Source organism: Nocardia sp. NPDC051981, from assembly GCF_040680715.1.
GTDB lineage: Bacteria > Actinomycetota > Actinomycetes > Mycobacteriales > Mycobacteriaceae > Nocardia.
In genome coordinates this window covers 36,230-61,106 of record NZ_JBFAXK010000028.1, presented here as the reverse complement: position 1 = coordinate 61,106, position 24,877 = coordinate 36,230, and the positions used below count along the sequence as shown (strand labels likewise).

The 24,877-nt window shown below is 67.7% G+C and carries 22 protein-coding genes; 13 read left to right on the top strand and 9 right to left on the bottom strand.

Annotation, left to right across the window (positions count from 1 at the left end):
• Positions 1–144: 144 nt before the first annotated feature.
• On the bottom strand, positions 145–1,953 hold the full coding sequence (locus tag AB0L60_RS34570) for an ABC-F family ATP-binding cassette domain-containing protein (protein WP_364622998.1): 1,809 nt from the start codon (positions 1,951–1,953) through the stop codon (positions 145–147).
• Positions 1,954–2,079: 126 nt separating this feature from the next.
• Positions 2,080–3,003 carry a 4-(cytidine 5'-diphospho)-2-C-methyl-D-erythritol kinase gene (locus AB0L60_RS34565; protein ID WP_364622995.1) on the bottom strand — a complete coding sequence of 308 codons (924 nt, stop codon included), beginning with the start codon at positions 3,001–3,003 and terminating at the stop codon, positions 2,080–2,082.
• Between the two features lie 121 nt (positions 3,004–3,124).
• Between AB0L60_RS34565 and AB0L60_RS34560 the strand changes: the two genes are divergently transcribed.
• The 4 genes from AB0L60_RS34560 to AB0L60_RS34545 all read left to right on the top strand — a co-directional run bounded on the left by AB0L60_RS34560 (position 3,125) and on the right by AB0L60_RS34545 (position 7,086).
• Positions 3,125–3,331: a cation transporter gene (locus AB0L60_RS34560; protein ID WP_364622992.1), complete on the top strand. Its 207-nt coding sequence runs from the start codon at positions 3,125–3,127 to the stop codon at positions 3,329–3,331.
• The gene (locus tag AB0L60_RS34555; RefSeq protein ID WP_364622989.1) at positions 3,328–4,227 is read left to right on the top strand and encodes a hypothetical protein; all 900 of its coding nucleotides are present in this window, start codon (positions 3,328–3,330) and stop codon (positions 4,225–4,227) included. The genes AB0L60_RS34560 and AB0L60_RS34555 overlap by 4 nt, the downstream gene beginning before the upstream one ends.
• The gene (locus AB0L60_RS34550; protein WP_364622986.1) at positions 4,224–6,464 is read left to right on the top strand and encodes a heavy metal translocating P-type ATPase; all 2,241 of its coding nucleotides are present in this window, start codon (positions 4,224–4,226) and stop codon (positions 6,462–6,464) included. The genes AB0L60_RS34555 and AB0L60_RS34550 overlap by 4 nt, the downstream gene beginning before the upstream one ends.
• Before the next feature lie 121 nt (positions 6,465–6,585).
• Entirely contained in the window at positions 6,586–7,086 is a 501-nt protein-coding gene (locus tag AB0L60_RS34545; protein ID WP_364622983.1) for an LpqN/LpqT family lipoprotein, read from the top strand.
• Between the two features lie 8 nt (positions 7,087–7,094).
• Here AB0L60_RS34545 and AB0L60_RS34540 read toward each other — a convergent pair whose 3' ends face one another.
• Complete coding sequence (locus tag AB0L60_RS34540; RefSeq protein WP_364622980.1) at positions 7,095–7,694, bottom strand: DUF4126 domain-containing protein; 600 nt, start codon at positions 7,692–7,694, stop codon at positions 7,095–7,097.
• Between the two features lie 122 nt (positions 7,695–7,816).
• On the opposite strand from AB0L60_RS34540, the gene AB0L60_RS34535 reads away from it, so the two are divergent.
• Positions 7,817–8,290: a hypothetical protein gene (locus AB0L60_RS34535; RefSeq protein ID WP_364622978.1), complete on the top strand. Its 474-nt coding sequence runs from the start codon at positions 7,817–7,819 to the stop codon at positions 8,288–8,290.
• A 185-nt stretch (positions 8,291–8,475) separates the two neighbouring features.
• On the opposite strand, the gene rsmA is transcribed toward AB0L60_RS34535, so the two are convergent.
• Positions 8,476–9,357, bottom strand: a complete 882-nt coding sequence (gene rsmA / locus AB0L60_RS34530) for a 16S rRNA (adenine(1518)-N(6)/adenine(1519)-N(6))-dimethyltransferase RsmA (protein ID WP_354836082.1) — start codon at positions 9,355–9,357, stop codon at positions 8,476–8,478.
• Positions 9,358–9,578: 221 nt separating this feature from the next.
• On the opposite strand from rsmA, the gene AB0L60_RS34525 reads away from it, so the two are divergent.
• Positions 9,579–11,087: an alpha/beta fold hydrolase gene (locus AB0L60_RS34525; RefSeq protein ID WP_364622974.1), complete on the top strand. Its 1,509-nt coding sequence runs from the start codon at positions 9,579–9,581 to the stop codon at positions 11,085–11,087.
• Between the two features lie 57 nt (positions 11,088–11,144).
• Here the strand turns inward: AB0L60_RS34525 and AB0L60_RS34520 are convergent, their stop codons facing one another.
• A complete protein-coding gene (locus AB0L60_RS34520; RefSeq protein ID WP_364622972.1) occupies positions 11,145–12,305 on the bottom strand; it encodes an alpha/beta fold hydrolase in 1,161 nt (386 codons plus the stop codon).
• A 158-nt stretch (positions 12,306–12,463) separates the two neighbouring features.
• On the opposite strand from AB0L60_RS34520, the gene AB0L60_RS34515 reads away from it, so the two are divergent.
• The 4 genes from AB0L60_RS34515 to AB0L60_RS34500 all read left to right on the top strand — a co-directional run bounded on the left by AB0L60_RS34515 (position 12,464) and on the right by AB0L60_RS34500 (position 16,494).
• On the top strand, positions 12,464–13,231 hold the full coding sequence (locus AB0L60_RS34515) for an SDR family NAD(P)-dependent oxidoreductase (protein WP_364622969.1): 768 nt from the start codon (positions 12,464–12,466) through the stop codon (positions 13,229–13,231).
• A gap of 101 nt (positions 13,232–13,332) precedes the next feature.
• Positions 13,333–14,631 carry a serine hydrolase domain-containing protein gene (locus tag AB0L60_RS34510; RefSeq protein ID WP_364622966.1) on the top strand — a complete coding sequence of 433 codons (1,299 nt, stop codon included), beginning with the start codon at positions 13,333–13,335 and terminating at the stop codon, positions 14,629–14,631.
• Positions 14,613–16,232 (top strand): FAD-dependent monooxygenase, encoded by a 1,620-nt coding sequence (locus AB0L60_RS34505; protein WP_364622963.1) that lies wholly within the window; start codon positions 14,613–14,615, stop codon positions 16,230–16,232. The genes AB0L60_RS34510 and AB0L60_RS34505 overlap by 19 nt, the downstream gene beginning before the upstream one ends.
• A 121-nt stretch (positions 16,233–16,353) precedes the next feature.
• Positions 16,354–16,494, top strand: coding sequence for a hypothetical protein (locus AB0L60_RS34500; RefSeq protein ID WP_354836094.1), 141 nt, complete (start codon positions 16,354–16,356; stop codon positions 16,492–16,494).
• Here the strand turns inward: AB0L60_RS34500 and AB0L60_RS34495 are convergent.
• Positions 16,491–17,618, bottom strand: a complete 1,128-nt coding sequence (locus AB0L60_RS34495; protein ID WP_364622959.1) for a transglycosylase family protein — start codon at positions 17,616–17,618, stop codon at positions 16,491–16,493. The genes AB0L60_RS34500 and AB0L60_RS34495 overlap by 4 nt on opposite strands.
• A 315-nt stretch (positions 17,619–17,933) precedes the next feature.
• Positions 17,934–18,761 carry a TatD family hydrolase gene (locus AB0L60_RS34490; protein ID WP_364622956.1) on the bottom strand — a complete coding sequence of 276 codons (828 nt, stop codon included), beginning with the start codon at positions 18,759–18,761 and terminating at the stop codon, positions 17,934–17,936.
• Between the two features lie 88 nt (positions 18,762–18,849).
• Between AB0L60_RS34490 and metG the strand changes: the two genes are divergently transcribed.
• Positions 18,850–20,406 carry a methionine--tRNA ligase gene (metG, locus tag AB0L60_RS34485; protein WP_364622953.1) on the top strand — a complete coding sequence of 519 codons (1,557 nt, stop codon included), beginning with the start codon at positions 18,850–18,852 and terminating at the stop codon, positions 20,404–20,406.
• A gap of 196 nt (positions 20,407–20,602) precedes the next feature.
• On the opposite strand, the gene AB0L60_RS34480 is transcribed toward metG, so the two are convergent.
• A complete protein-coding gene (locus AB0L60_RS34480; RefSeq protein WP_364622950.1) occupies positions 20,603–21,424 on the bottom strand; it encodes a helix-turn-helix domain-containing protein in 822 nt (273 codons plus the stop codon).
• A 28-nt stretch (positions 21,425–21,452) separates the two neighbouring features.
• Entirely contained in the window at positions 21,453–22,259 is an 807-nt protein-coding gene (locus AB0L60_RS34475; protein WP_364622947.1) for a helix-turn-helix domain-containing protein, read from the bottom strand.
• A 452-nt stretch (positions 22,260–22,711) separates the two neighbouring features.
• Between AB0L60_RS34475 and AB0L60_RS34470 the strand changes: the two genes are divergently transcribed.
• Together AB0L60_RS34470 and AB0L60_RS34465 are read left to right on the top strand one after the other, a co-directional pair.
• Positions 22,712–23,401, top strand: coding sequence for a helix-turn-helix domain-containing protein (locus AB0L60_RS34470; protein WP_364622944.1), 690 nt, complete (start codon positions 22,712–22,714; stop codon positions 23,399–23,401).
• Between the two features lie 415 nt (positions 23,402–23,816).
• A complete protein-coding gene (locus tag AB0L60_RS34465; protein ID WP_354836108.1) occupies positions 23,817–24,869 on the top strand; it encodes a 3-oxoacyl-[acyl-carrier-protein] synthase III C-terminal domain-containing protein in 1,053 nt (350 codons plus the stop codon).
• Positions 24,870–24,877: the final 8 nt, after the last annotated feature.

Genomic DNA, 24,877 nt, shown 5'->3' with positions numbered 1-24,877 from the left:
TGCATCCGTGCTGCGGTCGGGTGCCGAACCGAGTTTGGACGTACCCGGCGAGTTACCCCGACCGTTACGAAATCAGTTGTCGCCTTGGCATACGCAAGAACCACGGCGGGCGTGACGGTTGGGCCGTACCTGTGTGACCCTGGCTCAGGCGTTGTCGGCTAGTTCGAGCCAGCGCTCTTCTGTGGCTTCCTTTTCCGCTTGTACCTGCTTGAGTTCCGTGCCGAGCGTGACCAGCTTGTCCGGCTCGGTGGCCGCCTCGGCCAGGGCCGTGTGCAGCTTGTCCTCGCGGTCGGTGAGTTTTTCCAGGGTGCGTTCCAGCTTGGCCAGTTCCTTGCGGGCCGCGCGGTAGGCGGCCGAATCCGTCGCCGGGACAGTGGAATTCGCGCCGGCCGCGGACGCGGCCTTGACCGGAGCGGCCGTCTTGCCCGCGGTGAGGCCGGCGCGCTTGCGCAGGTACTCCTCGATGCCGCCGGGCAGGTTGGTGAGCTTGCCGTCGCCGAACAGCGCCCAGGTGGAGTCGCAGATGCGCTCGATCAGGTAGCGGTCGTGGGAGATCACCACCAGGGTGCCCGCCCAGCCGTCGAGCATGTCCTCGAGCTGCTGGAGGGTGTCGATGTCGAGGTCGTTGGTGGGCTCGTCGAGCAGCAGCACATTGGGCTCGGCCATCAGGATGCGGGTCAGCTGCAGGCGGCGGCGTTCGCCACCGGACAGATCGCCGACCGGGGTGCGCTGCTTGGCCGGGGTGAAGCCGAGCCGCTCGGCCAGCTGGCCGGCGCTGATCTCCTTGTCGCCCAGCATCATGCGCTGCGCCACGTCCTGGACCGCCTCCAGCACCCGCATGTTCAGCGGCAGGTCGTCGAGTTCCTGACGCAGCCAGCCGATCTTGACAGTCTGACCCTGGATCCGCTTGCCGGACTTCGGGTCCGCGTCGCCGGCGAGCGCGCGCAGCAACGTGGTCTTGCCCGACCCGTTCACGCCGACCAGGCCGACGCGCTCGCCCGGGGCGAGCCGCCAGGTCAGGTCGGTCACCAGTTCCCGGCCGTCCGGGGTGGCGAGGGTGGCGTCCTCGAGCTCGATCACCACGCGGCCCAGGCGCTTTCGCGCGAAGGAGGCCAGCTCGACGGTATCGCGCGGCGGCGGCACATTCGCGATCAGGGCCTCGGCGGCCTCGATGCGGTAGCGCGGCTTGGAGGTCCGGGCGGGCGCGCCGCGGCGCAGCCACGCGAGTTCCTTGCGGGCCAGGTTCTGGCGGCGGGCCTCGCTGGCGTCGGCCTGGCGGACGCGTTCCGCACGGGCGAAGATCCAGTCGTTGTAGCCGCCCTCGTAGGTCTCGACCCGGCCGCCCTGCACCTCCCAGGTGCGGGTGGCGACGGTGTCGAGGAACCAGCGGTCGTGGGTGACGACGACCAGCGCGCTGCGGCGGTTCAGCAGGTGCTCGGCCAGCCATTGCACGCCCTCGACGTCGAGGTGGTTGGTGGGCTCGTCGAGGACCAGCAGGTCGAGGTCGCGGACCAGGGCGGCGGCCAGGGCGGTGCGGCGGCGTTCGCCACCGGAGAGGTTGGCCACGGGGGTGTCCATGCCGAGGTCGGCGATGCCGATGCCCTCGACCACGGACCGGATGCGCGGATTGGCGGCCCATTCGTGTTCGGCGACACCGTCGGTGCGCTGGTCCTCGGCCAGGCCCGCGAGCACGACCTCGCCGACGGTCGCGCCCTCGGGCAGCACGCCGCGCTGGGTGACGACGGCCATGCGCAGATCACCGCGACGGCTGACGCGCCCCGAGTCGGGGTCTTCGATTCCGGTCAGCACTTCCAGCAGCGTGGTCTTGCCACCACCGTTGAGACCGACGACACCGATCCGCTCGCCCTCCTGAACCCCGAGGGAGATGTTGTCGAGCAGCGGCTTGATACCAAAGCTCTTGGAGACCGCTTCCAGGTTGATCAGGTTGGCCATGAACAATTCCGCCTCTCCGCGCCTTTCGCCGAACCGAAAGAGCCTACTCACCTCACGTTGCGGACCGGCGGTCGCGTACGGGGAGACTTGGCCCGTACCCGACGAGTTACCCGGAACCTTACGAAATCAGTTGTCGCCTGCGATGCGCCGCGCGCCCGGGACCGGGCCGTGGGCGGTACGGACGCTGCGGCTGACTCCGGCGCCCGCGAGTTCGGCGGCTACGGTGACCGCGGCCTCCTCGCTCTCGCACAGGAAGGCGCAGGTCGGGCCGGAGCCGGAGACGATGCCCGCGAGGGCTCCGGCGGTGACGCCGGCGCGCAGGGTGCGGCGCAGTTCGGGTTTCAGTGAGAGCGCCGCGGCCTGGAGGTCGTTGCCGAGCAGCGGGGCGAGCTGTTTGGCCTCGCCGGAGGCCAGCGCCTGCAACAGCTCCTCCGGGCTGCCGAGTCGCGGCGGGTCGCCGGCTTCGCGCAGGCGGTCGAGTTCGCGGAAGACGGCCGGGGTGGACAGGCCGTCCTTGGCCAGGGCCAGCACCCAGTGAAAGGTGTTGCGGGACAACACCGGCAGCAGTTCCTCGCCGCGGCCGCGGCCGAGGGCGGTGCCGCCGTGCAGGGAGAAGGGGACGTCGCTGCCGAGTTCGGCGGCGATATCGGACAATTCGGTGCGGCCGAGACCGAGTTCCCACAGGTCGTTCAGGCCGACCAGGGCCGCGGCGGCGTCGGCGCTACCGCCGGCCATGCCGCCCGCCACCGGAATGCCCTTGGTGATGGAGAATTCCACCAGCGGGGCGCGTCCGGCCATATCGGCCAGCTTGACGGCGGCCTGCCAGACCAGATTGCCGCGATCGGTGGGAACCTCGTCGGCCCCCTCGCCGACAACCTTGACACGCAGCGCCGAGGACGGCGAGATCTGCACGTCGTCGCTGAGCGATAACGCCTGGAACACCGTGGTGAGGTCGTGGTAGCCGTCCTCGCGCAGGTCGCCCACCCCGAGGTGCAGATTCACCTTCGCGGGCGCGCGCACGACGAGGGGGCTGGGCACAACTGAGAGCACGCGCACAGCCTAGTCGACAGATTTCCCGTTCGAGTACTTGCGCCAGGTACCCATGGGGGGTATGTTTCTGGGTGTCGGGGATACCCCCTCACCGTATTAATAGCGAGCGAAGGAGACCACCATGGCCACCAGCACCTACACCGTCACCGGCATGACCTGCGGCCACTGCGTCGGTTCGGTGCAGAAGGAGATCGGCAAGATCGACGGTGTCACCAGCGTGGATGTGGATCTCGCCACCGGCCTGGTCACCGTCGAGTCCGGCGCCGCGCTCGCCGACGCCGATGTGGTCGCCGCCGTCGACGAAGCGGGTTACGAGGTGACGGTGTGAACGATCGGCTGAGGTTCGCCGCCTTCGGCGGCGGACTGGTCGTCTTGTTCGGAGCCGCGCTCGGCATCGGCGCCCTGGTGGGCGACCGGTCCGGCGCGGCCCCGGCCGAGGCCGCCCCCGACCACAGTCGGCATGAGGCCGCCGCGGCGACGGGCCTGCAGGACAGCCTCTCCGGCTACACCCTCAGCGATATCACCGCTCCCGCCGCCCCCGATCAGCAAGGCGCACTTCGATTCCGGATCACCGGACCGCAGGGCGCCGTAACAAGCTACAACGACCTGCACGAGAAGGACCTGCACCTGATCGTGGTCCGCTCGGACGCGAGCCAGTTCCGGCACGTGCATCCGGCCCGGGCCGCCGACGGCACCTGGTCCATCGACTGGAAGTGGGCCGAACCCGGCAGCTACCGCGTGTTCGCCGACTTCTCCCCCGCCGGCGGGCCCGGCGAACTGGTGCTCAGCCGCACCATCGCGGTCGCGGGGAACGTGACCGGCAAGCCACTGCCGCCGGTCGCGAAGACCGCCGAGGTGGACGGCTACCACGTCACCCTCGACGGTGACCTGACCACCGCGGGCAGCGAACTCACCTTCACCATCACCCGCGACGGCAAGCCGGTGACCGATCTGCAGCCCTACCTGGGCGCGTACGCTCACCTGGTGGCGCTGCGGGCCACGGACCTGGCCTACCTGCACGTCCACCCGGAGGGCGAGGTCGGCAAGACCGCACCCGGCCCCGACGTCGTCTTCCACGCGCAAGCACCGAGTGACGGCAACTACCGCCTGTACCTGGACTTCCAGCACGGCGGCGCGGTGCACACCGCGGAATTCACCGACGAAGCATCCACTGCCGCATCCGATTCGGATGCGCCCGCCCACCACGGAGGAGGTCACTCATGAGCGCCCCGGCCACCGAGCGTTCGATCGAACTCGATATCGGTGGGATGACCTGCGCCTCCTGCGCGGCCCGGATCGAGAAGAAGCTCAACCGCATGGACGGCGTCACCGCGTCCGTGAACTACGCGACCGAGAAGGCGAAGGTCAGCTTCCCGGAGTCGGTGACGACCGATGATCTGATCGCCAAGGTCGTCGACACCGGCTACACCGCCGCGGTGCACCACACCGAACCGGTGAAAACCGAGGCGGCCGAATCCGATTCGGCCTCGTCGGCGGCGGATCAGTTGCGGCACAGGCTGTTGGTGACGCTGGCGCTGGCCGTGCCCGTCGTCGCCATGGGCATGTTCCCGCTGCTGCAGTTCACCAACTGGCAGTGGCTGTCGCTGACCCTGACCGCGCCCATCGTGGTGTGGGGCGGGTCGCAGTTCCACCGGGCCGCGTGGGTGAACGCCAAGCACGGCGCGGCCACCATGGACACGCTGATCTCGCTGGGCACGCTGGCCGCCTTCGGCTGGTCGGTGTACGCACTGTTCTGGGGCACGGCCGGCATGCCCGGCATGAAGCACCCGTTCAGCCTGGCCATCGAGCGCGGCGACTCGTCGTCGGCGCTGTACTTCGAGGTGGCGGCGACGCTGATCACCGCGATTCTGGCGGGCCGCTACTTCGAGACCCGGTCCAAGGAGAAGGCGGGATCCGCGCTGCGGGCGCTGCTGGAGCTGGGCGCGAAGGACGTGTCGGTGCTGCGGGCCGGCGTCGAAACCCGTATCCCCGTCGGCGATCTGCGGGTCGGCGAGCAGTTCCTGGTTCGTCCCGGCGAGAAGGTCACCACCGACGGTGTGGTGGTGAGCGGCAGTTCGGCACTCGACATGAGCATGCTGACCGGCGAATCGGTGCCGGTCGAGGTGGGTCCCGGTGATCAGGTGGTGGGCGCGACCGTGAACGCGGGCGGCCTGCTGACCGTGCGCGCCACCCGGGTCGGCGCGGACACCCAGCTGGCGCAGATGGCTGCGCTGGTGGAGGAGGCGCAGAACGGCAAGGCCCCCGTGCAACGGCTGGCCGATCAGGTGGCGGGCGTGTTCGTGCCGATCGTCATCGCGATCGCGGTGGCGGCGCTGGGCTTCTGGCTCGGCACCGGCGCGGCCGTGGCGACCGCGTTCGGCGCGGCGGTGGCGGTGCTGATCATCGCCTGCCCGTGCGCCCTCGGCTTGGCCACGCCCACGGCCCTGCTCGTGGGCACCGGACGCGGCGCGCAGCTGGGCATCCTGATCAAGGGCCCGCAGGTACTGGAGTCGACGCGGCGCATCGACACCGTGGTGCTGGACAAGACCGGCACCGTCACCACCGGCAAGATGACGCTCGCCGAGGCGATTCCGGGCGCCGGCGTGGATACCGACGAGCTGCTGTCGGTGGCCGCGGCCGTCGAGCACGGCTCCGAGCACCCCGTTGCCAAGGCCGTGGTCGCCGGTGCGGCCGAGCGCGGACTCGACACCGAGAAGGTGGAGCAGTTCGTCAGCCACGGCGGCAAGGGTGTGCAGGGTCTGGTCGGCGAGCGGGCGGTGGTCATCGGACGCGTCGAGTTGCTCGAGGACTGGTCCATCGCGCTGCCGGAGTCCTTGGCGGACGCCAAGATCCAAGCGGAGCGGGCGGGCAAGACGGCCATCGTGGTGGCCTGGGACGGGCAGGCGCGCGGCGTGCTGGTCATCGCCGACGCCGTGAAACCCACCAGCGCCCAGGCGATCTCGGAGATGAAGGCGCTCGGCCTCACCCCGGTGCTGCTGACCGGAGACAATGCGGCCACCGCCCGCACCGTCGCGGATCAGGTGGGCATCGAGCAGGTCATCGCCGAGGTGCTGCCCAGCGACAAACTGGACGTGGTCAAGCAGCTGCAGGACGAGGGCAAGGTGGTCGCCATGGTCGGCGACGGCGTCAATGACGCGGCCGCGCTGGCCCAGGCCGATCTGGGCCTGGCCATGGGCACCGGGACCGATGTCGCCATCCAGGCCGCCGACCTCACCCTGGTGCGTGACGACCTGCGCGCGGTGCCGACCTCGATCAGGCTGTCGCGGGCCACGCTGCGGACGATCAAGGGAAATCTGTTCTGGGCCTTCGGTTACAACGTGGCCGCCATCCCGCTGGCCGCCGCCGGCCTGCTGAACCCGATGCTCGCCGGCGCCGCCATGGCATTGTCCAGCGTGTTCGTGGTCAGCAACAGCCTGCGACTGCGCCGCTTTCACGGATGAGGGACACCGATCGCTCGTCCCGCGATACCGGCAGGACCGCCCCGATCACCGGATCGGGGCGGCCCTGTCGCATCGTGTTGAATGGCGGGTGACCACCGCCGTCCCCTCGCGAGGAGCCCCGTTGACCACCATCGCCGAATACCTGGCCGCCGCCCAGATCGAGGCCGCCCCGGTCGACCCCGCAGCTCCCGGCGCCCCCAAGGTCGCCGTCGGTATTCCCGAAGGCTGGCAGCAGGTTCCGCCGAGCATGTTCCCCGGCTCCTACGGCGTCTGGACCCAGACCCCCGTGAACGGCTGGGCCGACAACGCCGTCGTGCTGGTCGCCACGTTCACCCCGCCCGTCGATGCCCGCGAACTGCTCACCCACGCCTTCGACGACGCCCGCCGGCTCCCCGGCTGGGAGGACCTCGAAACCGACACCACCGACTTCGAGGGCTGGCCGTCCGCCGGCATCACCGGCACCTACAACGTCGAGCAGCTCACCCTCTGGGCCTACAACCGCTACATCATCATCGAGTCCGAGAACGGCCAGTACCTGGTCCAGCTCACCATCACCACCCGCAGCGACAGCGACGGCGCCGGCCCCACCACCTTGCTCCAGGGCCTGTCCATCTCGGCCTGACCCGCCACCTAGCGCGGCTCGAGTTTGCTCGAGCCGCGCCTGCCACGCAGCCGTCGAACCGCCCGGAATGCCAACCGGCCCAGCCCGATCAGCACGATCAGCAGCACGATGAAGGCGACCACCGGGACCGCCAGCGCCAGAATCGTGAGTGCCAGTGAGACTCCGTCCTCGGCGGTGGAAACCACTGGATTCCCCACGCCCGCAGTCGTTCCCGTGACCAACGGTCGCGCCACCGTCCGACCGGCGTGCACGCTGCCCGCGGTGACGGCGCCCAGGACGGCGGCGACCGCGGGCGGCAGATGCGAGGACAGACTGGTCTCGGCCGTGAACAGGATCGCCCCCGACACCGGAGCCACGAGCGTCCCGATGCCGTGCAACACCGAATCCAAGGCCGGGATCTTGTCCCCCACGAGATCGAGCACCAGCAGTACCGCGATACCGATCAACGCCGGGGTCGACGACAACCACCCGTACGAACTCCCCAGATCGATCCACCCGGCCCGATCCGCGACCCCCACCACCAGCAGCGGCAGCCAAGCATTCAAACCCGCCGCCCCCGAGAGCCCGAAGGCCCCGAGAACCGCCCCCACCGCCGACGTGATCTCCATGCCCCCAGTGTGAGCGCCGAAGCCCCGGACAGTCGGATGCCGCGATCGGCGAGTAGCGTTGAGTGGCGGTTTGCCGACCGGTTGCCTTATCCCCGCGGTACGCGTGAGGAAGGACGAGAGTCATGAAGCGAGGCGCACTGAAGATCGCAGCAGTACCGATCCTGCCGATGTTGGCGTTCTTGGTACCGGCCGGTCCAGCAACTGCGGACCCCCTGAATTTCGATTCGGCTCAGGTCACCGGTTCCACGCCGGGGTGCTCGGGCACGGCCGACGCCCAGCTGTCGGCCAATCAGGGTCAGACGGGCGATAACTTCGTCGACAGCTCGGCCACGGTGACGGTGAACTTCACCCCCGACACCAATACCCTCGACTCGTTGCTGGCATCGCCCGGAAGCTGCGAAATCTCCGCCACCGTCACCATGCAGAACCTGGACAACGGCACGAGCACGACAGAGACGAAAACCACCGAGTACGACAGCCATTACGGCTGGCACGCCGCCCTCTTCACCCTCGAAGGCTCGGGCCGGGTCTCCGCCCAGGTGAGCACGAACCCCAGCCCATCCGAGCTGACCATCGACGTCCCCGCACCGATCTGATCACGACCCAGCACACCCGGACAGACCGGGTGCCATAACCGCACACTGCCGGCAAACCGCGAAGAATCCCGCACGTCGATCTTCCGCGTGACCGCGTCGACCGCTTCGGCCGGCGCGGTCACGCATGGACATGTGACGGAAACGCGCTCAACCTCGCCGACGGACCGATCACCCGAGTCTTCGGCTCATTCCTGCTGGGCAAGACGGACGTAGGCGGCCGTGTCGAGGGTTTCACCGCGGGCGGTGGGCGCGATTCCGGCTGCGGTGAGGCGCTTTTCGGCTTCGGCGGCGGAACCGGCCCAGCCCGCGAGAGCGGCGCGGAGGGTCTTGCGGCGCTGGGCGAAGGCGGCGTCGATGACGGCGTAGACGCGGCGGCGGAAGGATTCGTCCTGGGGCCAGGGGGATTCGGGGAAACGGTCGATGCGGACCAGTCCCGATTCGACCTGGGGTACGGGCCAGAAGATCTGGCGGCCAACGGTTCCGGCGCGGCGAACCGTCCCGAAGAACCCGGCCTTGACGCTGGGCACGCCGTAGATGCGGCCGCCGGGGGTGGCGGCGAGGCGGTCGGCCACTTCCAGCTGCACCATGACGAGAGTGGTTCGGATGCTGGGGAATTCGGCCAGCAGGTGCAGCAGCACCGGCACGGCCACGTTGTAGGGCAGGTTGGCCACCAGCGCGGTCGGCGCGGCGGGCAGGTCGGCGTGGGTGACCTTCATGGCGTCCATGGGGACGACGGTCAGCCGATCGGCGAGCTCGGGGGCGCGGGCGGCCGCGGTCTGCGGCAGGTGGGCCGCGAGGGTCGGGTCGATCTCGACGGCGATGACCCGGTCGACCACGTCGAGCAGCGCCAGGGTCAGCGAGCCCAGGCCGGGACCGACCTCGAGCACGGTGTCGTCGCGGTGGACGCCCGCGGTGGCGACGATGCGGCGCATGGTGTTGGCGTCGTGGACGAAATTCTGCCCGAGCTGCTTGGTCGGGCGGACGCCGAAACGCTCGGCCAGCTCACGCACTTCGGCGGGCCCCAGCAGGGCGGCTTTTCCACGACCAGCGACTTCGGGTTCGGACATTCTGGAAAACCTATCAAGCTGCGTGAATCACCCGGCACCCGGTCACACCGTGAGGGCGATGGCGCGCGGAGTCTAACACTTGAGTTAGCTATGCATTTGCCAACTCGCTCGTGCGGGCGTGGCGGCCGCGCGCGCCGGACCAAATCCGCCATGTCGCACGGTCTTTCACCAGGTATCCGAGTAGCGTCGCCCCTTGGGAACACAACCGTGAAGGAGAGTGCATGCCCGCTCGGCGGATTCGACGGCTCGTCCTGGGCGCGACGCTGCTGACCGCGGCGGTCACGCTGCCCGCGGGACCGGCGAATGCGGACACGGCCCCGGGACTGGACCGCTTCTACCACCAGACACTGGAGTGGAAGGCGTGCGACAACGCGGCCCTCGACGCCGCCGGCGCGCGGTGCGCGGGCGTCCTGGTACCGCTCGACTACAACAATCCGGACGGTCGCACGCTCACCGTCGCGATCTCCCGCATCGCCGCCACCGATCCGGCACGCCGTCGCGGCATCCTGGTCACCAATCCGGGCGGTCCGGGCGGCGCCGGCCTGGCGATGACGGTCAACACCCAGAAGGCCATGACCGCGGACGTCCGCGCGCAGTACGACCTGATCGGCATGGACCCGCGCGGCGTCGGCCGCTCCGACGCCGTCAGTTGCACGATTCCGGTGCCCACCATGCTCTTCTCCGCCGGATTCGACGTGTTCGGCTATGCCCGCGACACCGCCGTGGCCGCGGCGCTGGCCACCGCATGCGTGGGCACCGACCCGGAAAAGGCCCGCAAGATCACGACTCGCAATACCGCGCGCGACATGGACCTCATCCGAAGCGTGCTCGGCGAGAAGAAGCTCAACTACTTCGGCGCGTCCTACGGCACCTACCTGGGCGCGGTCTACACCCAGATGTTCGGCGACCACGCCGACCGCATGGTCTTCGACAGTGCCGTCGACCCGGACCGCTATTACGTCGGGCTCTACCAGGACATGGGCGCGATCAACGAGTACGCCCTCGACGACTGGGCGAAATGGGCGGCCCGCCACGACGATCAGTACCACTTCGGCAGCACCCCGGAGGCGGTGCGCGCCTGGGTCGAGGACCTCATCCGGCGGTCCGCGGGTCACGAGATCTACGGCAGCGGGTACCTGGTCGACGAGCACACCATTCCCATGATGCTGCTGGCGCTGCTGCCGAACCCGCGGCTGAACCCCAATCTCGCCGAGGTGCTCACCATGGTGGCATCGGGCGTGGCGGGCGGCCCGATCGACATGGACGCGCTGAAGGCCAAGATCGTCGCCGTGGTGCCGCTGGAGGCTGCCGGCATGGCCGCCATCTTGTGCGGCGACAAGGCCGCGCCGCGCGATCCCGCCTGGTACTACGGCAATGTCGAGGCCGCGCGGCCGACGCAGCCGGTGTTCGGTGCATTCGCCAATAACATCACCGCCTGCGCCTTCTGGCCGGACCCGGTGGAACCGCCCACCGAGATCCGCAATGCGACCCCGGTGCTGATCTTGGCCAATGTTCACGACACCCGCACCGCATACTCGGAAGGGCTTGCGCTGCACGCGGATCTGACCGGGTCACGCTTGGTGACGCTGGCGGACACCAGGATTCACGGTGCGTTCCGGCCGGACCTGAGCCCGTGCCTGAACAATATCGTGAACACCTACTTCGCCACCGGTGTCCGCCCGGACCAGGACGTCACCTGCGAACCCGATTTCGGCTGGTTCCCGAAGTAAGTCGTTGGAGGCCCGGGGTTTTCACCCCGAGTCCCCGAAGAGATCACGCGGCCATCGTCACGGCACGGTGGGCGTGGCCAGGATCCGATCGCTGAACGCGCCGATGGCATCCCACATCTGCGGGTTCAACTGGACGTGGGTGCCGGTGCCGACCACCGTCTGGAAGTTCACGCCATTGGCGCGGAACTGCGCGGCCAGCGCCGCGTGCAGCGGGGACGGCACGGTGGTGTCATTGGTGTTGAGCAGCAGCAGAATCGGCGCGTTGTAGCCGTTGACCGGCACGGCCATGTACTCGTTCATGGCGGCCTGGAATTCCGGGGTATCGAGCCGCCGCGACAGCATGTCACCGATGCCCATGCCGTCGACCACCTTCATGATGTCCGGCAGGCACAGGGTCTGTGACGCATCCACGGCCTGCTTCCCGCGCGGGGTGAGATAGCTGTCGACATCGACCTCGGGGTGGGTGGCGCGCAGCCCGGCCAGCATGCTGACCACGAACCCGTTGACCGCGGCCCCGCCCTGACCGGGGAGCTCCGGCACCCAGGGGCCGACGAACGGGGCGATCTTCTCCAGGTCCGATTCCGGGTCGACCGCGATGGCGCCGCGGAAGTCGAGGTCGGGGGTCTGCGACACCTGCAGGTGCGCGGTGCCCAGCGCTGCCTGACCGCCCTGCGAGAAGCCGGTCACCGCCCAGGTGCGCGAGAGCTCCGGATTCGTGGCGCGGGCCGCCTTGACCAGGTCGATGGTGGCACCGGCCTCGGTGCTGATCTCCAGATACGGGTGCGGGCCGGTGTCGAAGCGGCCCAGGCCCAGGTAGTCCGGCGCGACCACGGCGAAGCCCTTGTTCACGAAGTACTGCAGCACCTGGTCTTCCTTGACCCGGCTCACCTTCGAGGTGTCGGTCTGCCCGCCGCAGCCCGGCCCGATACCGGAGGTGCCGTGGTCGTAGGCCATGATCGGCCAGCCGTCCGCGGGCGCGGGGCCGGACGGAACGAACAGCGCGCCACTGGCTTTCACCGGTTCGCCATTGGAGCGGGTGGTCCAGTAGTCGATGATGGTGCCGTTCGGCAGGCCGCGGAAGCCGTCCGGTAGCGCGGTGGTGGCGAAGGCGGTGCCGGCCGTTTCGGCGTGTGCCGCGGTTCCCGGCAGGACCAGCAGCGTGCCCGCCGATGCTATGGCCGCGGTGAAAATCCGTGTACGCCAACCAACCGACCGCATGAATCCTCCATCAGTCCCGACCCGATGACCATTCCTGTTCGGGGCCCGAGTTTATCGATTTGGACGGAGGACCAGTATGAGAAGACTCTGGCAAACGGCGACGCCCGGTTGGGCGCCGACCCATTGACGCGCCTTGAAACTTGTTCTAATTTCTCGCCATGTCGCGCAGATACGAAGGCCGCCGAGTACTTGTCACCGGAGCGGGATCGGGCATCGGACAGGGCGTGGCCCTCCGACTGCTCGAAGAGGGAGCCCACCTGGTCGCCGCCGATGTGAACGAGGCCGGACTGGCCGCCACCGTCGACGCCGTCCCCGCCGATCAGCGCGAACGCTTGCGCACCCTCACCCTCGACATCTCCGACCCGGTGGCGGTCCGCGCCGTCACCGCCGAGGCCCTCGAATTCCTCGGCGGCCTCGACGTTCTGGTGAACGCCGCGGGCATCCTGCGCGCCGCGCACACCCACGACATGCCCCTCGAGGACTGGAACAGGGTCATCTCGGTCAACCTGACCGGTACCTTCTTCATGATCCAGGCCGCGCTGCCCGCGCTCATCGAATCCGGGCACGGCGTGATCGTGAACTTCTCCTCCACCTCGGCCTTCGGGTCCAATCCCTACATGGCCGCGTACTCCGCGTCGAAGGCGGGCGTCAACGCGCTCACCCACTCCATCGCCCTGGAATACGTGAAAAAGGGCCTGCGCGCGGTCAATATCGTGCCCGGCGGCATCAGCACCGGCATCACCTCCGGCCTGGAACTGCCCGCCGACGCCGACTGGACGCTCATGGCCCGGCTGCCCGGGTGGATCGAGGGCGGCGCGCTCGGCAAACCCGAGGACATCGCGGGTGTCGTCGCCATGGCCGCCTCCGATGACGGCCGCTATATGACCGGCACCGAGCTCCGCGTCGACGGTGGCGCACTGATGTAGCGACACCGCCCATTTCCATTCGCGACCGGTTGGTACGGAGTTAGGCTGACAAACGCTTCAGCAGCTTCATAACCACGTTCCAGCGGACCGGACGGAGAGTTATGGGATACCGGCGGAGTTTCGGCGTGCTCATCGCAGCCGCGGCGTTGACGGTCGCCGCAGGGTGTGCGTCGTCGAACGATACGGGGTCCAAGGAGCCCGGATACGCCGCGACATTGCGGCCCATCATCACCGAACTGATGAAGGACAACGCCATTCCGGGAGCGGTGGTGGTGGTCAAGTCGCCCAAGGACGGCGACTGGACCGCCACCTTCGGGACCGGGACCATCGGCAAGGACGATCCGATGACGGTGGACGACCACTTCCGGATCGGCAGCAATACCAAGACCATGACGGTGACGGTCCTCATGCAGCTCGCCCAGGAGGGCAAGCTCTCGCTCGACGATCCGATCGGCAAGTACTGGCCGGGCGTGCCGAACGGGGACCGCATCACCCTCGCCCAGCTCGCCGAAATGCGCAGCGGCCTCTACAACTACACCTTCGACTACGACTTCAGCGCCGCGATCGACAAGGATCCGCAGAAGGTGTGGACCCCGGAGGAATTGCTGGCCATCGCCTTCGCGCATCCGGTCGATTTCCAGCCGGGCGAGAGATTCGAGTACTGCAACACCAACACCATCCTGCTGGGACTGGTCATCGAGAAGGTCACGAATATGCCTGTGGCCGACAACTTCCGGCAGCGCATCTTCGAACCGCTCGGGTTGAAGCACACCTCGTTCCCCGCGCCCGCGGACTCCTCGATGCCGGATCCGCATCCGCAGGGCTACGCCTTCGGCACCATGGTCTCCACCATCGACACCTTCGCACTGCCGCCGGATCAGCAGGCCGCCGCGCTGGCGGGCACGCTGAAACCGGGCAACCAGACGACCGCGAGCCCGTCGTGGACCTGGACCGCGGGTGCGGCGATCTCGACGGTCGACGATATGACCACGTATACGAAGGCGCTCGTCGACGGCAAACTGCTCGACGCCAAGTTCCAGAAGACGCGGATGGACAGTATCCAGCCGATCGACCCGGCTGATCCGGCCATGGCCGGGTACGGCCTGGGCCTCGTGCGATTCGGTGAGCATCAGTTCGGGCACGACGGCCAGATCCCGGGCTACATGACCTACATGGCGTCGGACCCGGACTCCGGCCTCACCATCGTGGTCGCCACCAACCTGGCGGCCGTCCCCTCCGGCGAAGGGTCGGCGCTGGTACTGGTGAAGGGCATGCTGCCCACCTTCTACGGCTCCGGTCCGGTGCCCGGACACGATCCGGCACAACGTAATTCGGCCACGAACCACCCCGCGGCGTCCGTATCACCGACAGGTTCGACCCGATGGACGACACCGCGGTAATCATCGCGGGCGCCGGACCGGTCGGCCTGACCGCGGCGATCGAACTGCGCCGCCGCGGCGTGCCGTGCCGGATCGTCGACCCGCTGCTGAAACCTCCGCAGTACGCGAAAGCCGTTGGCATCCAACCGCGTGCGCTCGAAGTGTTCGAGCAGATGGGGGTGCTGCGCCGGATCCTGGACGCGGCCATCCAACTGCACGGGCAGCTGGCCTTCGTCAATGGCGAGCCGGGCCCGCGCATCGAGCTGACGCTGCCGCCGGGCGTGCCTTTCGGATTCGTCGGCCTGCCGCAGTACGAGACCGAGCGGATTCTGCGGGATCGGCTCACCGCGCTGGGCGGCGCCGTCGAACGCGGTACGCGGGTCGCGGCTTTCGAGCAGGACGCCGACGGGGTCACCGTGACACTCACGAGCGAAACGGGTGAGCAGACCACGCGGGCAAGCTATCTCGTCGGCTGCGACGGCGCGCACAGCACGATCCGCAAGGCGCTGGGTCTCTCCTTCGAGGGCGCGGCCTTCACCGAGCACTACATGCTCGGGGACGTGGAACTGAGCTGGTCGATGCCGCGCGGCTACAACATCCGCGCGAGCCACCAGACCGACGGCGTCACCGATGATCTGCTGGTCTGCATCCCGCTCCCCGGCCGGCACCGGTACCGGATCTCCATGCTCCTCCCCGACGGCCGGACACCCGACCACGCGACCGGGGACGACGGCGTCGAGCACGGCTTCACCACCGGGTGGACGCCCGATCTACCCGATCTGCAAGCGGTCGTCGACCGCCTCGCCCCCGAGCCGGCGCAGGTGTCGAACCTGCGCTGGTCCTCGGTCTTCCGGATCAGCCACCGCATTGTCGATTCCTACAGCCGCGGAAGGGTTTTCGTGGCGGGCGACGCCGCCCACATCCACCCGCCCACCGGCGCCCAGGGCATGAACACCGGCATCCAGGACGCCCACAATCTGGCCTGGAAACTGGCCCTGGCACTCACCGGCGACGCCTCCGACGCCCTGCTCGACTCCTACGATGCCGAACGCCGCCCGGTGGGCGAGGAGGTCGTCGGCCGCACGGTCCGCAGCGCCCGCGAAGGCATCGGGGCGGACTCCACCGACCCCGGCTACGTCCTGCGCCGGGAGGCCCAGCTGCTCATCGACTACGCCGGCAGCCCGATCGTCGCGCCGTCCCCGCCCGGCGAGCCCGAGCCGCTCGCGGGCACCCGCGCCCCCGACGTCCGCGGCCTGACCCGCGACGCCGTCGCCTTCGACTTCCGGCTGCTGCCCCTCATCGACGGCACCGCTCACACCCTGCTGCTCTACGCGGACGACACCACCACCGATCACGACCTGCGCGACCTGGAACAGCTGGCCGTCACCGCGACCGCTACGGCCCACGGCCACCTGGACGTCTACCTGATCGCCGTGCCCCGGGCCGGGGCGGCCGCGACCAGCCTCCCGCTGATCCGCGACACCGCGGGCGAATTCGCTCGGGCCTACCGCGCGGGCCACGGATCAGCCTTCGTCATCCGTCCCGACGGCTACCTGGGCTTCGCCCGCCGCACGGGCACCACCCCCGACCTCGTCGACTACCTCGAATCCACTTTCCGGTGACCCTGCGCGTTCGCGTCGAGCGCCGATCACCCCGGGCGGCCGATACTTCCGTTCGGTAACAACAGAACTCGCGTTGCCGACATGCCCGGTGGCAGTAACCACTACGCAAGGGAGATGCGACATGGGTTCCGCAGACCTGATGAGCTGGCTGGCCGAGGGCTACCTCAACGGTGATCCGATCCGCTACCCGCTCTATGTCGGGTTGATGTTCCTCAGCATGCCGTTCCAGCTGCTGTCCACACTGTCGGGACAGCCCTTCTAACCGATGCCGAGCCGCGAGGTGCAGGCCGGCCACGCGCCCCAACCCTGGCGGGCGCGTGTCACTTCGGCGATGGCGATCTGTTCCTCGCGGGTCGCGAGGTCGGCGCGCGGGGCGTAGCGGGTGCCGCCCTGGCGTTCCCAGGTGTTCTGGTCGAACTGGATGCCGCCGAAGAAGCCGTTGCCCGTATTGATGGCCCAGTTGCCGCCGGATTCGCATTTGGCCAGGGCATCCCAGGTGGTGCCGTTCTGCACGTCCGGGACCTCGGTGCCGGGCTTGGCGCCCTTGCGCACGGTCTTGGGCTGCGCGGGCACGATCACGGTGGACTTGATCGGATCCTTGCCCGCCTCATGGCCGTTCACGATGGAGACCGCGAAAGTCACGTCCTGCGTGCCGGGTACGCCCGGATTCTCGACGATCGTGCGGCTCATATTGAGCGTCTGATCCTCGATGATGTTCTCCGGCGGATCCAGCGGCACCCGCTCGGTGCGGTTCTCCACGATCTTGCGGGTGACGGTGATCTTCATGCCGTCGGTGAGCGGGGTGCTCGCGACCGGTTCCACGGAGTCCTGATTGATCAGTGGGCGGCCCTGCGCCTGGAGCAGCTCCCCGATGGTCGGGGCGGCGAGGCGGACCAGCGACGCGGGCGCGCCGTTGTCACTGAGTTCGACCGTGCGCGGGTTGGTGATGAGCAGTTGCGCGCCCTCGAGCGGCAGCGGGGTCGGGCGCGCGGGCGAGGTGAAGACGTCGCCGGGCAGGTTGAGCTTGGTGACCGCCTCGGCCACGGTGAGCGCGGTGGTCCATGCCTTGGAGGGCGTGCCGTCGACGATGAGCGAGACCTCTCGGGCCCGGTTCAGCGTGATGGTGGATCCATCGCTGATATGCGCTCCGGCGGAAGGGGATACGTCATCACGGCTGGTGATCGCGTACCCGGCGTCCTTGAGCGCGCCGCGGACATCCCCGCGCATGGTGGATTCGGCGAACTGCTTGCCATCGATGACGAAGGTGACCTGCTTCTTGCTCATGATGGCAACGCCGGCGCCGAAGATGAGCGTGACGAGCATCGCCGCGATAGCCCCGTACAGCAGCGGGGAACGCGACGAGTTGATCTTCGTCAATGCGTGCATCGGAAATCCCGGCATGGTCACAGTACGATAACGAGGGGGTCCGGGATTGACAACCGCTCCCGCGAAACCGCAGGAAAGAAAATTACGACCCGATATCGAACCGCAGGTAAATCACGATCGCGCTAGATCATAGTGAGCTGCGACACATACGGCGACCAAAGCCTGGTGTCCGATCCCCGACAGCGACAACTGATTTCGCAGCGCTGAGGGTAACTCGCCGGGTACGCCCGAAATAGGTTGGCCACCCGCACGCGTGCGATACCCGCGACGGCACCCGAGTCGGGCGCTGACGTCCCGGAGAGGCGGAACCGTAGCTCAGATTCCGTAGACCCGGCGGGCATTGGCGGTGGTGATCTTGGCCAGCTGCACCGGATCCTGTTCGCGCAGTTCGGCCAGCGCGCGGAGCGTGTACGGCAGCATGTACGACTCGTTCTGCGCACCCCGGAACGGATGCGGAGTCAGGAACGGCGCGTCCGTTTCGACCAGAATCAGTTCGTCCGGAACGAGTTTCGCGGCCTCGCGCAATTCGTGCGCGTTCTTGAAACTGACCGTGCCCGAGAAACTGAGCACATAGCCCTCCTCGACACAGGCCATCGCCATGTTCGCGTCGGAGGAGAAGCAGTGGAAGATCACGGTTTCCGGCGCGCCCTCGTCCAGCAGCACCGCCAGCAGGTCGTGGTCGGCCTCCCGGTTGTGGATCATGAGCGGCTTGCCCAGCCGCTTGGCCAGGTCGATGTGCCAGCGGAAGCCCTCGACCTGATCCTCGATCTCGGCGCAGCCGTCCAGCTTGCCGGGCCAGTAGTAGTCCAGCCCGGTCTCCCCCACCGCGACCACCCGCGGATCGGCGGCCAGCTGCTCGAGCTCGGCCTTGGCGGCCTCGTCGAGGCGGTTGGCGCGGGTCGGGTGCAGCGCGACCGCGGCGTGGACCCGGTCGTCCCAGTGCGCGGCGCGGACCGCGAAGCGCGCGGCCTCGAGGTCGTCGGCGACCGTCACCAGCTCCCGCACACCCGCCGCCCGGGCCCGCTCCACCAGGGCCGCAACCGATTCCGGATCGGTGGCCCCGCAGGCATCGATGTGGGTGTGCGCGTCGATGAGCGGCGACAGCGGCTCGGGCGGCTCGGGCGCAGGTCGGCGACTGGTCATGCCCATCCCCCGAAAGAAAGACGGGCGGCACCTGTCATGGGGATATTCACGCGAGCGACGTAGGACACGCAGATAGAGTAGACACACCATGAGCGCATCCGATCGCCCCGCCTTCTACATCACCACGGCCATCGCGTACCCGAACGGCGCACCGCACATCGGGCACGCCTACGAGTACATCTCGTCCGATGCCCTGGCCCGCTTCAAACGGCTGGACGGCTTCGATGTGTTCTACATGACCGGCACCGACGAGCACGGCCAGAAGGTGCAGCAGGCCGCCAAGGCCGCCGGTCTCGCGGAGCAGGAGTACGCCGCGCGCAACTCCGACGTCTTCGAGAACATGGACAAGGCGCTCGACATCTCCTTCGACCGCTTCATCCGCACCACCGACGAGGACCACCTGGCCGCGTCGGTCGCGATCTGGGAGCGCATGGTCGAGGCCGGGGACATCTACCTCGATACCTACGCCGGCTGGTACTCGGTGCGCGACGAGGCGTTCTACACGGAGGAGGAGACCACCCTCCTCGAGGACGGCACCCGCATCTCCACCGACACCAAGACCCCGGTGGAGTGGACCGAGGAGTCGAACTACTTCTTCCGCCTGTCCAACTATCAGGACAAGCTGCTCGAACTGTACGAGACCCAGCCGGAATTCATCGCGCCCGCGACCCGGCGCAACGAGATCGTCTCGTATGTGAAGGCGGGCCTGAAGGATCTGTCCATCTCCCGCACCACCTTCGACTGGGGTGTGCCGGTGCCGGGTCACCCCGAGCATGTCATGTACGTCTGGGTGGACGCGCTCACCAACTACCTGACCGGCGCGGGCTTCCCCGACACCGATTCGGCGTCGTTCCAGCGGTATTGGCCCGCGGACCTGCACATCATCGGCAAGGACATCTCGCGGTTCCACACCGTGTACTGGCCCGCCTTCCTGATGAGCGCCGGAATCGCGCTCCCGAAGCGGGTTTTCGTGCACGGCTTCGTCAACTACAAGGGCGAGAAGATGTCCAAGTCGGTCGGCAACGTGGTCGATCCCATGGACCTGGTCGACACCTTCGGCCTGGACGCCGTGCGCTTCTTCCTGCTGCGTGAGATCTCCTACGGCCAGGACGGCTCCTACAGCCACGAGGCCATCGTCGGCCGCATCAATGCCGATCTGGCCAACGAGTACGGCAACCTGGCCCAGCGCTGCCTGAAGATGGTGGCCCGCGACTTCGGCGGCGTCGTCCCGGCCCCGGGCGAGTTCACCGAGGACGACAAGGCCCTGCTGGAGCGCGCGGGCGACCTCCTGGAGAAGGTCCGGGCCGAGTTCGACCAGCAGCAGATCCATCTGGGTCTGGAGCAGCTGTGGCTCACCCTCGGTGAGACCAACCGCTACTTCTCCGCCCAGGCGCCCTGGACCCTGGCCAAGGCCGGCACCCCGGAGGACACCGCCCGCGAGGGCACCATCCTCTACGTGACCATGGAGGTGCTGCGCATCGTCTCGATCCTGGTCCAGCCGGTGATCCCCGGCTCGGCCGGGAAGATCCTGGACCTGCTCGGCGTCACCGACCGCAACTTCGCGGACCTCGCCACCCCGCTCCGCCCGGGCACCGCCCTGCCGGAACCGGCCGTGGTCTTCCCGAAGTACGTCGAACCGAAGTAAGAACCGGTGCCGCCCGCCGCCCTCCGGCGGGCGGACACCGAGTCACACCCGCCGGCCGCGAGTGGAGATTCCCCTCCGAACTCCACCATCGGAACGGGAAATGGTGCGAACACACGAACTGCCCGGTCCGAAAAGCGAATCGGATCGGGCAGTAGCTGATCTCGCCGATCAAGCATCGGTCCGGCGACTGTCCGGGTCAACCCGGCGAGGTGGCACGAATTGGGGTACCCACGCTGGGGGTCGGGTCGGCACGCGGTGTGAGCATGAACAACTGGTACGGGCAGTTGTCGGGATGCCACGCATTGTAGGAGCGCATGGTCAGCGAGATCTGCCCGCCGGATGTCGGATCCCGGACCAGCACCAGCGAATCGTTGAACTCCGTCTCGCTGAGATCGGTGGTCCAGAAGCGCTCGAACTCGGGATTCACCCGGCAGGTATCCAGGATCTGGGCCAGCCGCTCCGGCGCGACGGTGCCGGGCGCGTTCACCCGCAGGATGAACAGCAGCCGGTGCACGATCAGCTCCCAGTTGATCAGCACCTCGCGCGCGATGGGCTGGGTCATCATCTGCTCGATGACGTTCGCCGGGCGATCGGCGTCCGGCTGGGCGGGTATCAGCCACGGAAAGGCTTCGCGCGCGGCCTGATTCGCCGCGAGGATCTCGTACTCGGGCGTCCGGTGATAGAAGGCCGGGAACGGCAGCGACTCCAGATGCTCGATGTCCTCCGCCCGCAGCGCCGGCGGCCACACCCCGGCCTCCACGGCGGACGGCATCGGCAGCGCCAGCGAGCACATCTTGCGCAGCAGCCACACCGGGGCCTGCATGGCCCGCGACCAGTCGACCAGCCTATCCGGGGACATAGGCCGATCCCCCGACTCGAGCTTCCGGTAGAGCGACAGACTCACGAACATCCGCCGTGCGACCTCGTCCTGAGTCAAGCCCAGCTGCTCGCGCCGGTACCGCATGAACATGCCGAGCAGGGGCTGCTCGGGGACGGGCTCGATGGCATCGAACACCACGGTGTCCACCTCTCCGTAGGGACGCTGTCTACACGTTCGCGTAGGGATCGACGGTCGGGGTGCCGGGGTCTCGTGGTGTAAGCATGAACAGCTGATATGAGCAGCCCTGCGGGTGATAGGCGTTGTAGACGCGCATGGTGAGGGTGATGAGTTCGCCGGTTCCCGGGTTGCGGACCAGGACGAGCGAATCGTTGTACAGCTCCTCCTGCACCGGGGTGTTCCACATGCGCTCGAATTCCGGACTCGCACTGCAGGTTTCGATGATCTGCGCGAGTCGCTCCGGGGCGACGACGCCGGGCGACAATATGCGCAGGCTGAACAGCAGCCGGTGCACGATGGTGTCCCAGTTGACCAGCACTTCGCGCAGTTCGGGCACGGTCATCATCTGCTCGATGACGTTCACCGGACGCTCGGCACCCGGGTCCGCGGGGGCGAGCCACGGAAACGCCCCGCTCGCAGCCGGATTGGCCGCCAGCACCTCGTATTCGGGAAAGCGGTGGAAGAAGGCCGGGAAGGGCAGCGCGTTCAGATGGTCGATGTCCTCCTTGCGCAACATGGGCGGCCAGGCGCCACGGGCCAGGGTCGAGATCTTCGGCATCGCCAGCGAGACCATCTTCTCGAGCATCCATACCGGTGCGTCGATGGCGGCACACCAGTCCTCGAGCCGCTCGCCGTACAGCGCGCGCTCTCCGTTCTCGAGCTTGCGATAGAGCGAGACACTGACATACATGCGACGTGCGGCCTCCTCCTGGGTGATGCCCAGCATCTCGCGCCGGTACCGCATGTACATCCCGAGCACAGGCTGCTCGGGAATCTGATTGATCGCGTCGATCACCTGTCCGCCCGTCTCTCCAGCAATCCTCCCGCAAATTCTCACCCGTGGACTTCGCGAGGATTAAAATTCCGGTCCGCCAAGACTACGGAAGGACGCGAGTTACAGCGATGCCGGACGGGCCGGCCCCGCAGTCGCCTTGAGTGCAGTCCGAATGCAACGATGTGCATGTGTGGCCCAACGACACGAGGAATGGTCTTTTGTCGCGCCGGAACGGGCACTCCGATCGACATCGGGCGTGGTTGATCGAGCGTGGTGAGATTTCCCAACTGCCGCAACTGATTCCGGATCTGCGCGCCTTCACCTTCGCGGTGTTGCGGCTGCCGCGGCCGTAGCGCCCGAGATACCCGGCGGCGACTGAGGTCACCCGACCGCAATCCCGGGACGCCACCGATCCGGGCACCCACCGATAATGACCATCTGAAGCGAACGCGGTTCAGTGAGAGAGGGAATGGATGCGCGACAGGCAGGTCCACATGACGGCTCGCGCACCACAGGGGACGTTGCAGCGCACCAACTTCGACGAACGGCACCGTGCCGCCCGGGACGCCGTCCTCACCTCGCAGCGCGGCCGGCTGCTCGAGGCCATGGTGGAATGCGTCGAGGCCAGGGGCTACCACGCCACCACGCTCACCGATATCGTGGCGCGCGCCCGGGTCTCGCGCAGCACCTTCTACGAGCACTTCAGCAATAAGGAGCACTGCTTCATCGAGGCGGTGCGCACCGCCTCCGACATCATCGCGACCCGCATCGCCGACGAGCTGGCCCAGCTGCCCACCGACGCCGGCGCGTACGAGCGCATCGAGTCCATCGTGGTCACCTTCTGCGAAACCGTGGCCTCCGAACCGGATTTCGCGCGGCTGATGCTGGTCGAGGCGTTCAAGGTGGATCAGGAGTCGGTGGCGCTGCGGGATCTATCGGTGGATCGGTTCGCGGATCTGTACCGGGTCTTCTACGCCCAGGCGCGCGCGACCGATCCGAGCCTGCCGGTCATCGCCGACGAGCTGTTCGCGCTGATTCCGGATGCCATCGGCGAACGCACCCGCCGGGTCATCGTGGCCGAGGGGGCGCATCGGGTGCCCGAATTGGCGCCGCTGTTCGTGGAGTTCGTGGTCGCGGTGCTGGGCCTGCCCGCGCAGGCCTGAATCGCTATGCCTCGTCGCGAAATCCCCTGTCGCTCAGACAGTTTTCGGATCGGGCCACCGGAGCGCTCGGGTGTGACGCGGCCGGGTGAACTCACTCACAGCGAGAAGCTCACTTCGTCATCCCCGGGCCATACCGATGTCACATAACGGACGATCGCCGGGCGGTGACCACAACACCCGGCTTCCGGCGAACCCCCACTTCAGCCACGCCGCGAGCGGCCAGGCTGGGTGCGGAAATTTTGCGGCACCGCGCGTAACACTAAGCGTACGTTCACGTTTCGTCTCAGACAGCCACACGGAACGCTTCAGTTCCCCAAGCTATTACTCTCGGGTAGCCTCAGTTCATCCGAGCTTGACGAACACACATTTCACTCTCTTCCACGAGGTTTCAGCCTCCCAGTTCCAGGAGTCCCCTGTGCCGCAATCTCGATTCGAGTCCATCGGCGCCTATCTGCCCGAGAAGCGTGTTACCACAGCCGAACTGCTCTCACAATTGAAGGAGGTCCCGGAGTTCGATCTCGAACGAATCACGGGCGTCAAGGAACGCCGTTTCCGCGACACCCGCCCGGAGACGCTCGAGGACTCCTTCGCCCTGGCCATGAAGGCCGTCGAGGACTGTCTGTCCAGGTCATCCTATGCCGCAGGCGATCTCGACATCATCATCTCGACCTCCATCACGCGCAGTAAGGAGGGCACCAAGATGTACATGGAGCCGTCCTTCGCCGGTGCCATCGGCCGCGCCATCGGCGCACGAGAGGATGTCATCGCCTTCGATCTCTCGAATGCCTGCGCGGGCATGATGAGTGGCGTCTACATTCTCGACCGAATGATTCGCAGTGGCGCGGTGAAACGCGGCATCGTGGTCAGCGGCGAGGCCATTACGCCTATTGCCGAAACGGCCGTGAACGAGATTTCCAGTAAATACGATCTGCAATTCGCGTCGCTGACCGTCGGCGACTCCGGTGCGGCCGTGGTGCTCGACGAGGCCGTGGACGACAACGACAAGATCCACTACATCGAGCTCACCACCGCCTCGGAGTTCTCGCACCTGTGCCTGGGCATGCCCAGCGACAAGTCCAATGGCGTGGCGCTCTACACCGACAACCGGAAGATGCACAACGAGGCGCGGTTCCTGCTGTGGACCGACACCCAGCGCAACTTCATGGAGGCGAACGGGATCACCTTCGCCGACGAGGGTTTCGACTACATCATCCACCACCAGTTCGGCGCGGCCGCGATTCCGTTCATGAACGCGATCGCCGAGCGCGAGTTCGGCCACCCCATGCCGCCGGACCTGAATGTCATCGAGAAGTACGGAAATACCTCCAGCACTTCGCATTTCATCGTGCTGCACGATCAGCTCAGCCAGCAGAACCTGGCGGCCGGGTCGAAGATCCTGATGATTCCGGCGGCCTCCGGCGTCGTCGGCGGCTTCCTGTCCACCACCATCTCGTCGCTGAAGGTCTGAGGTACTGC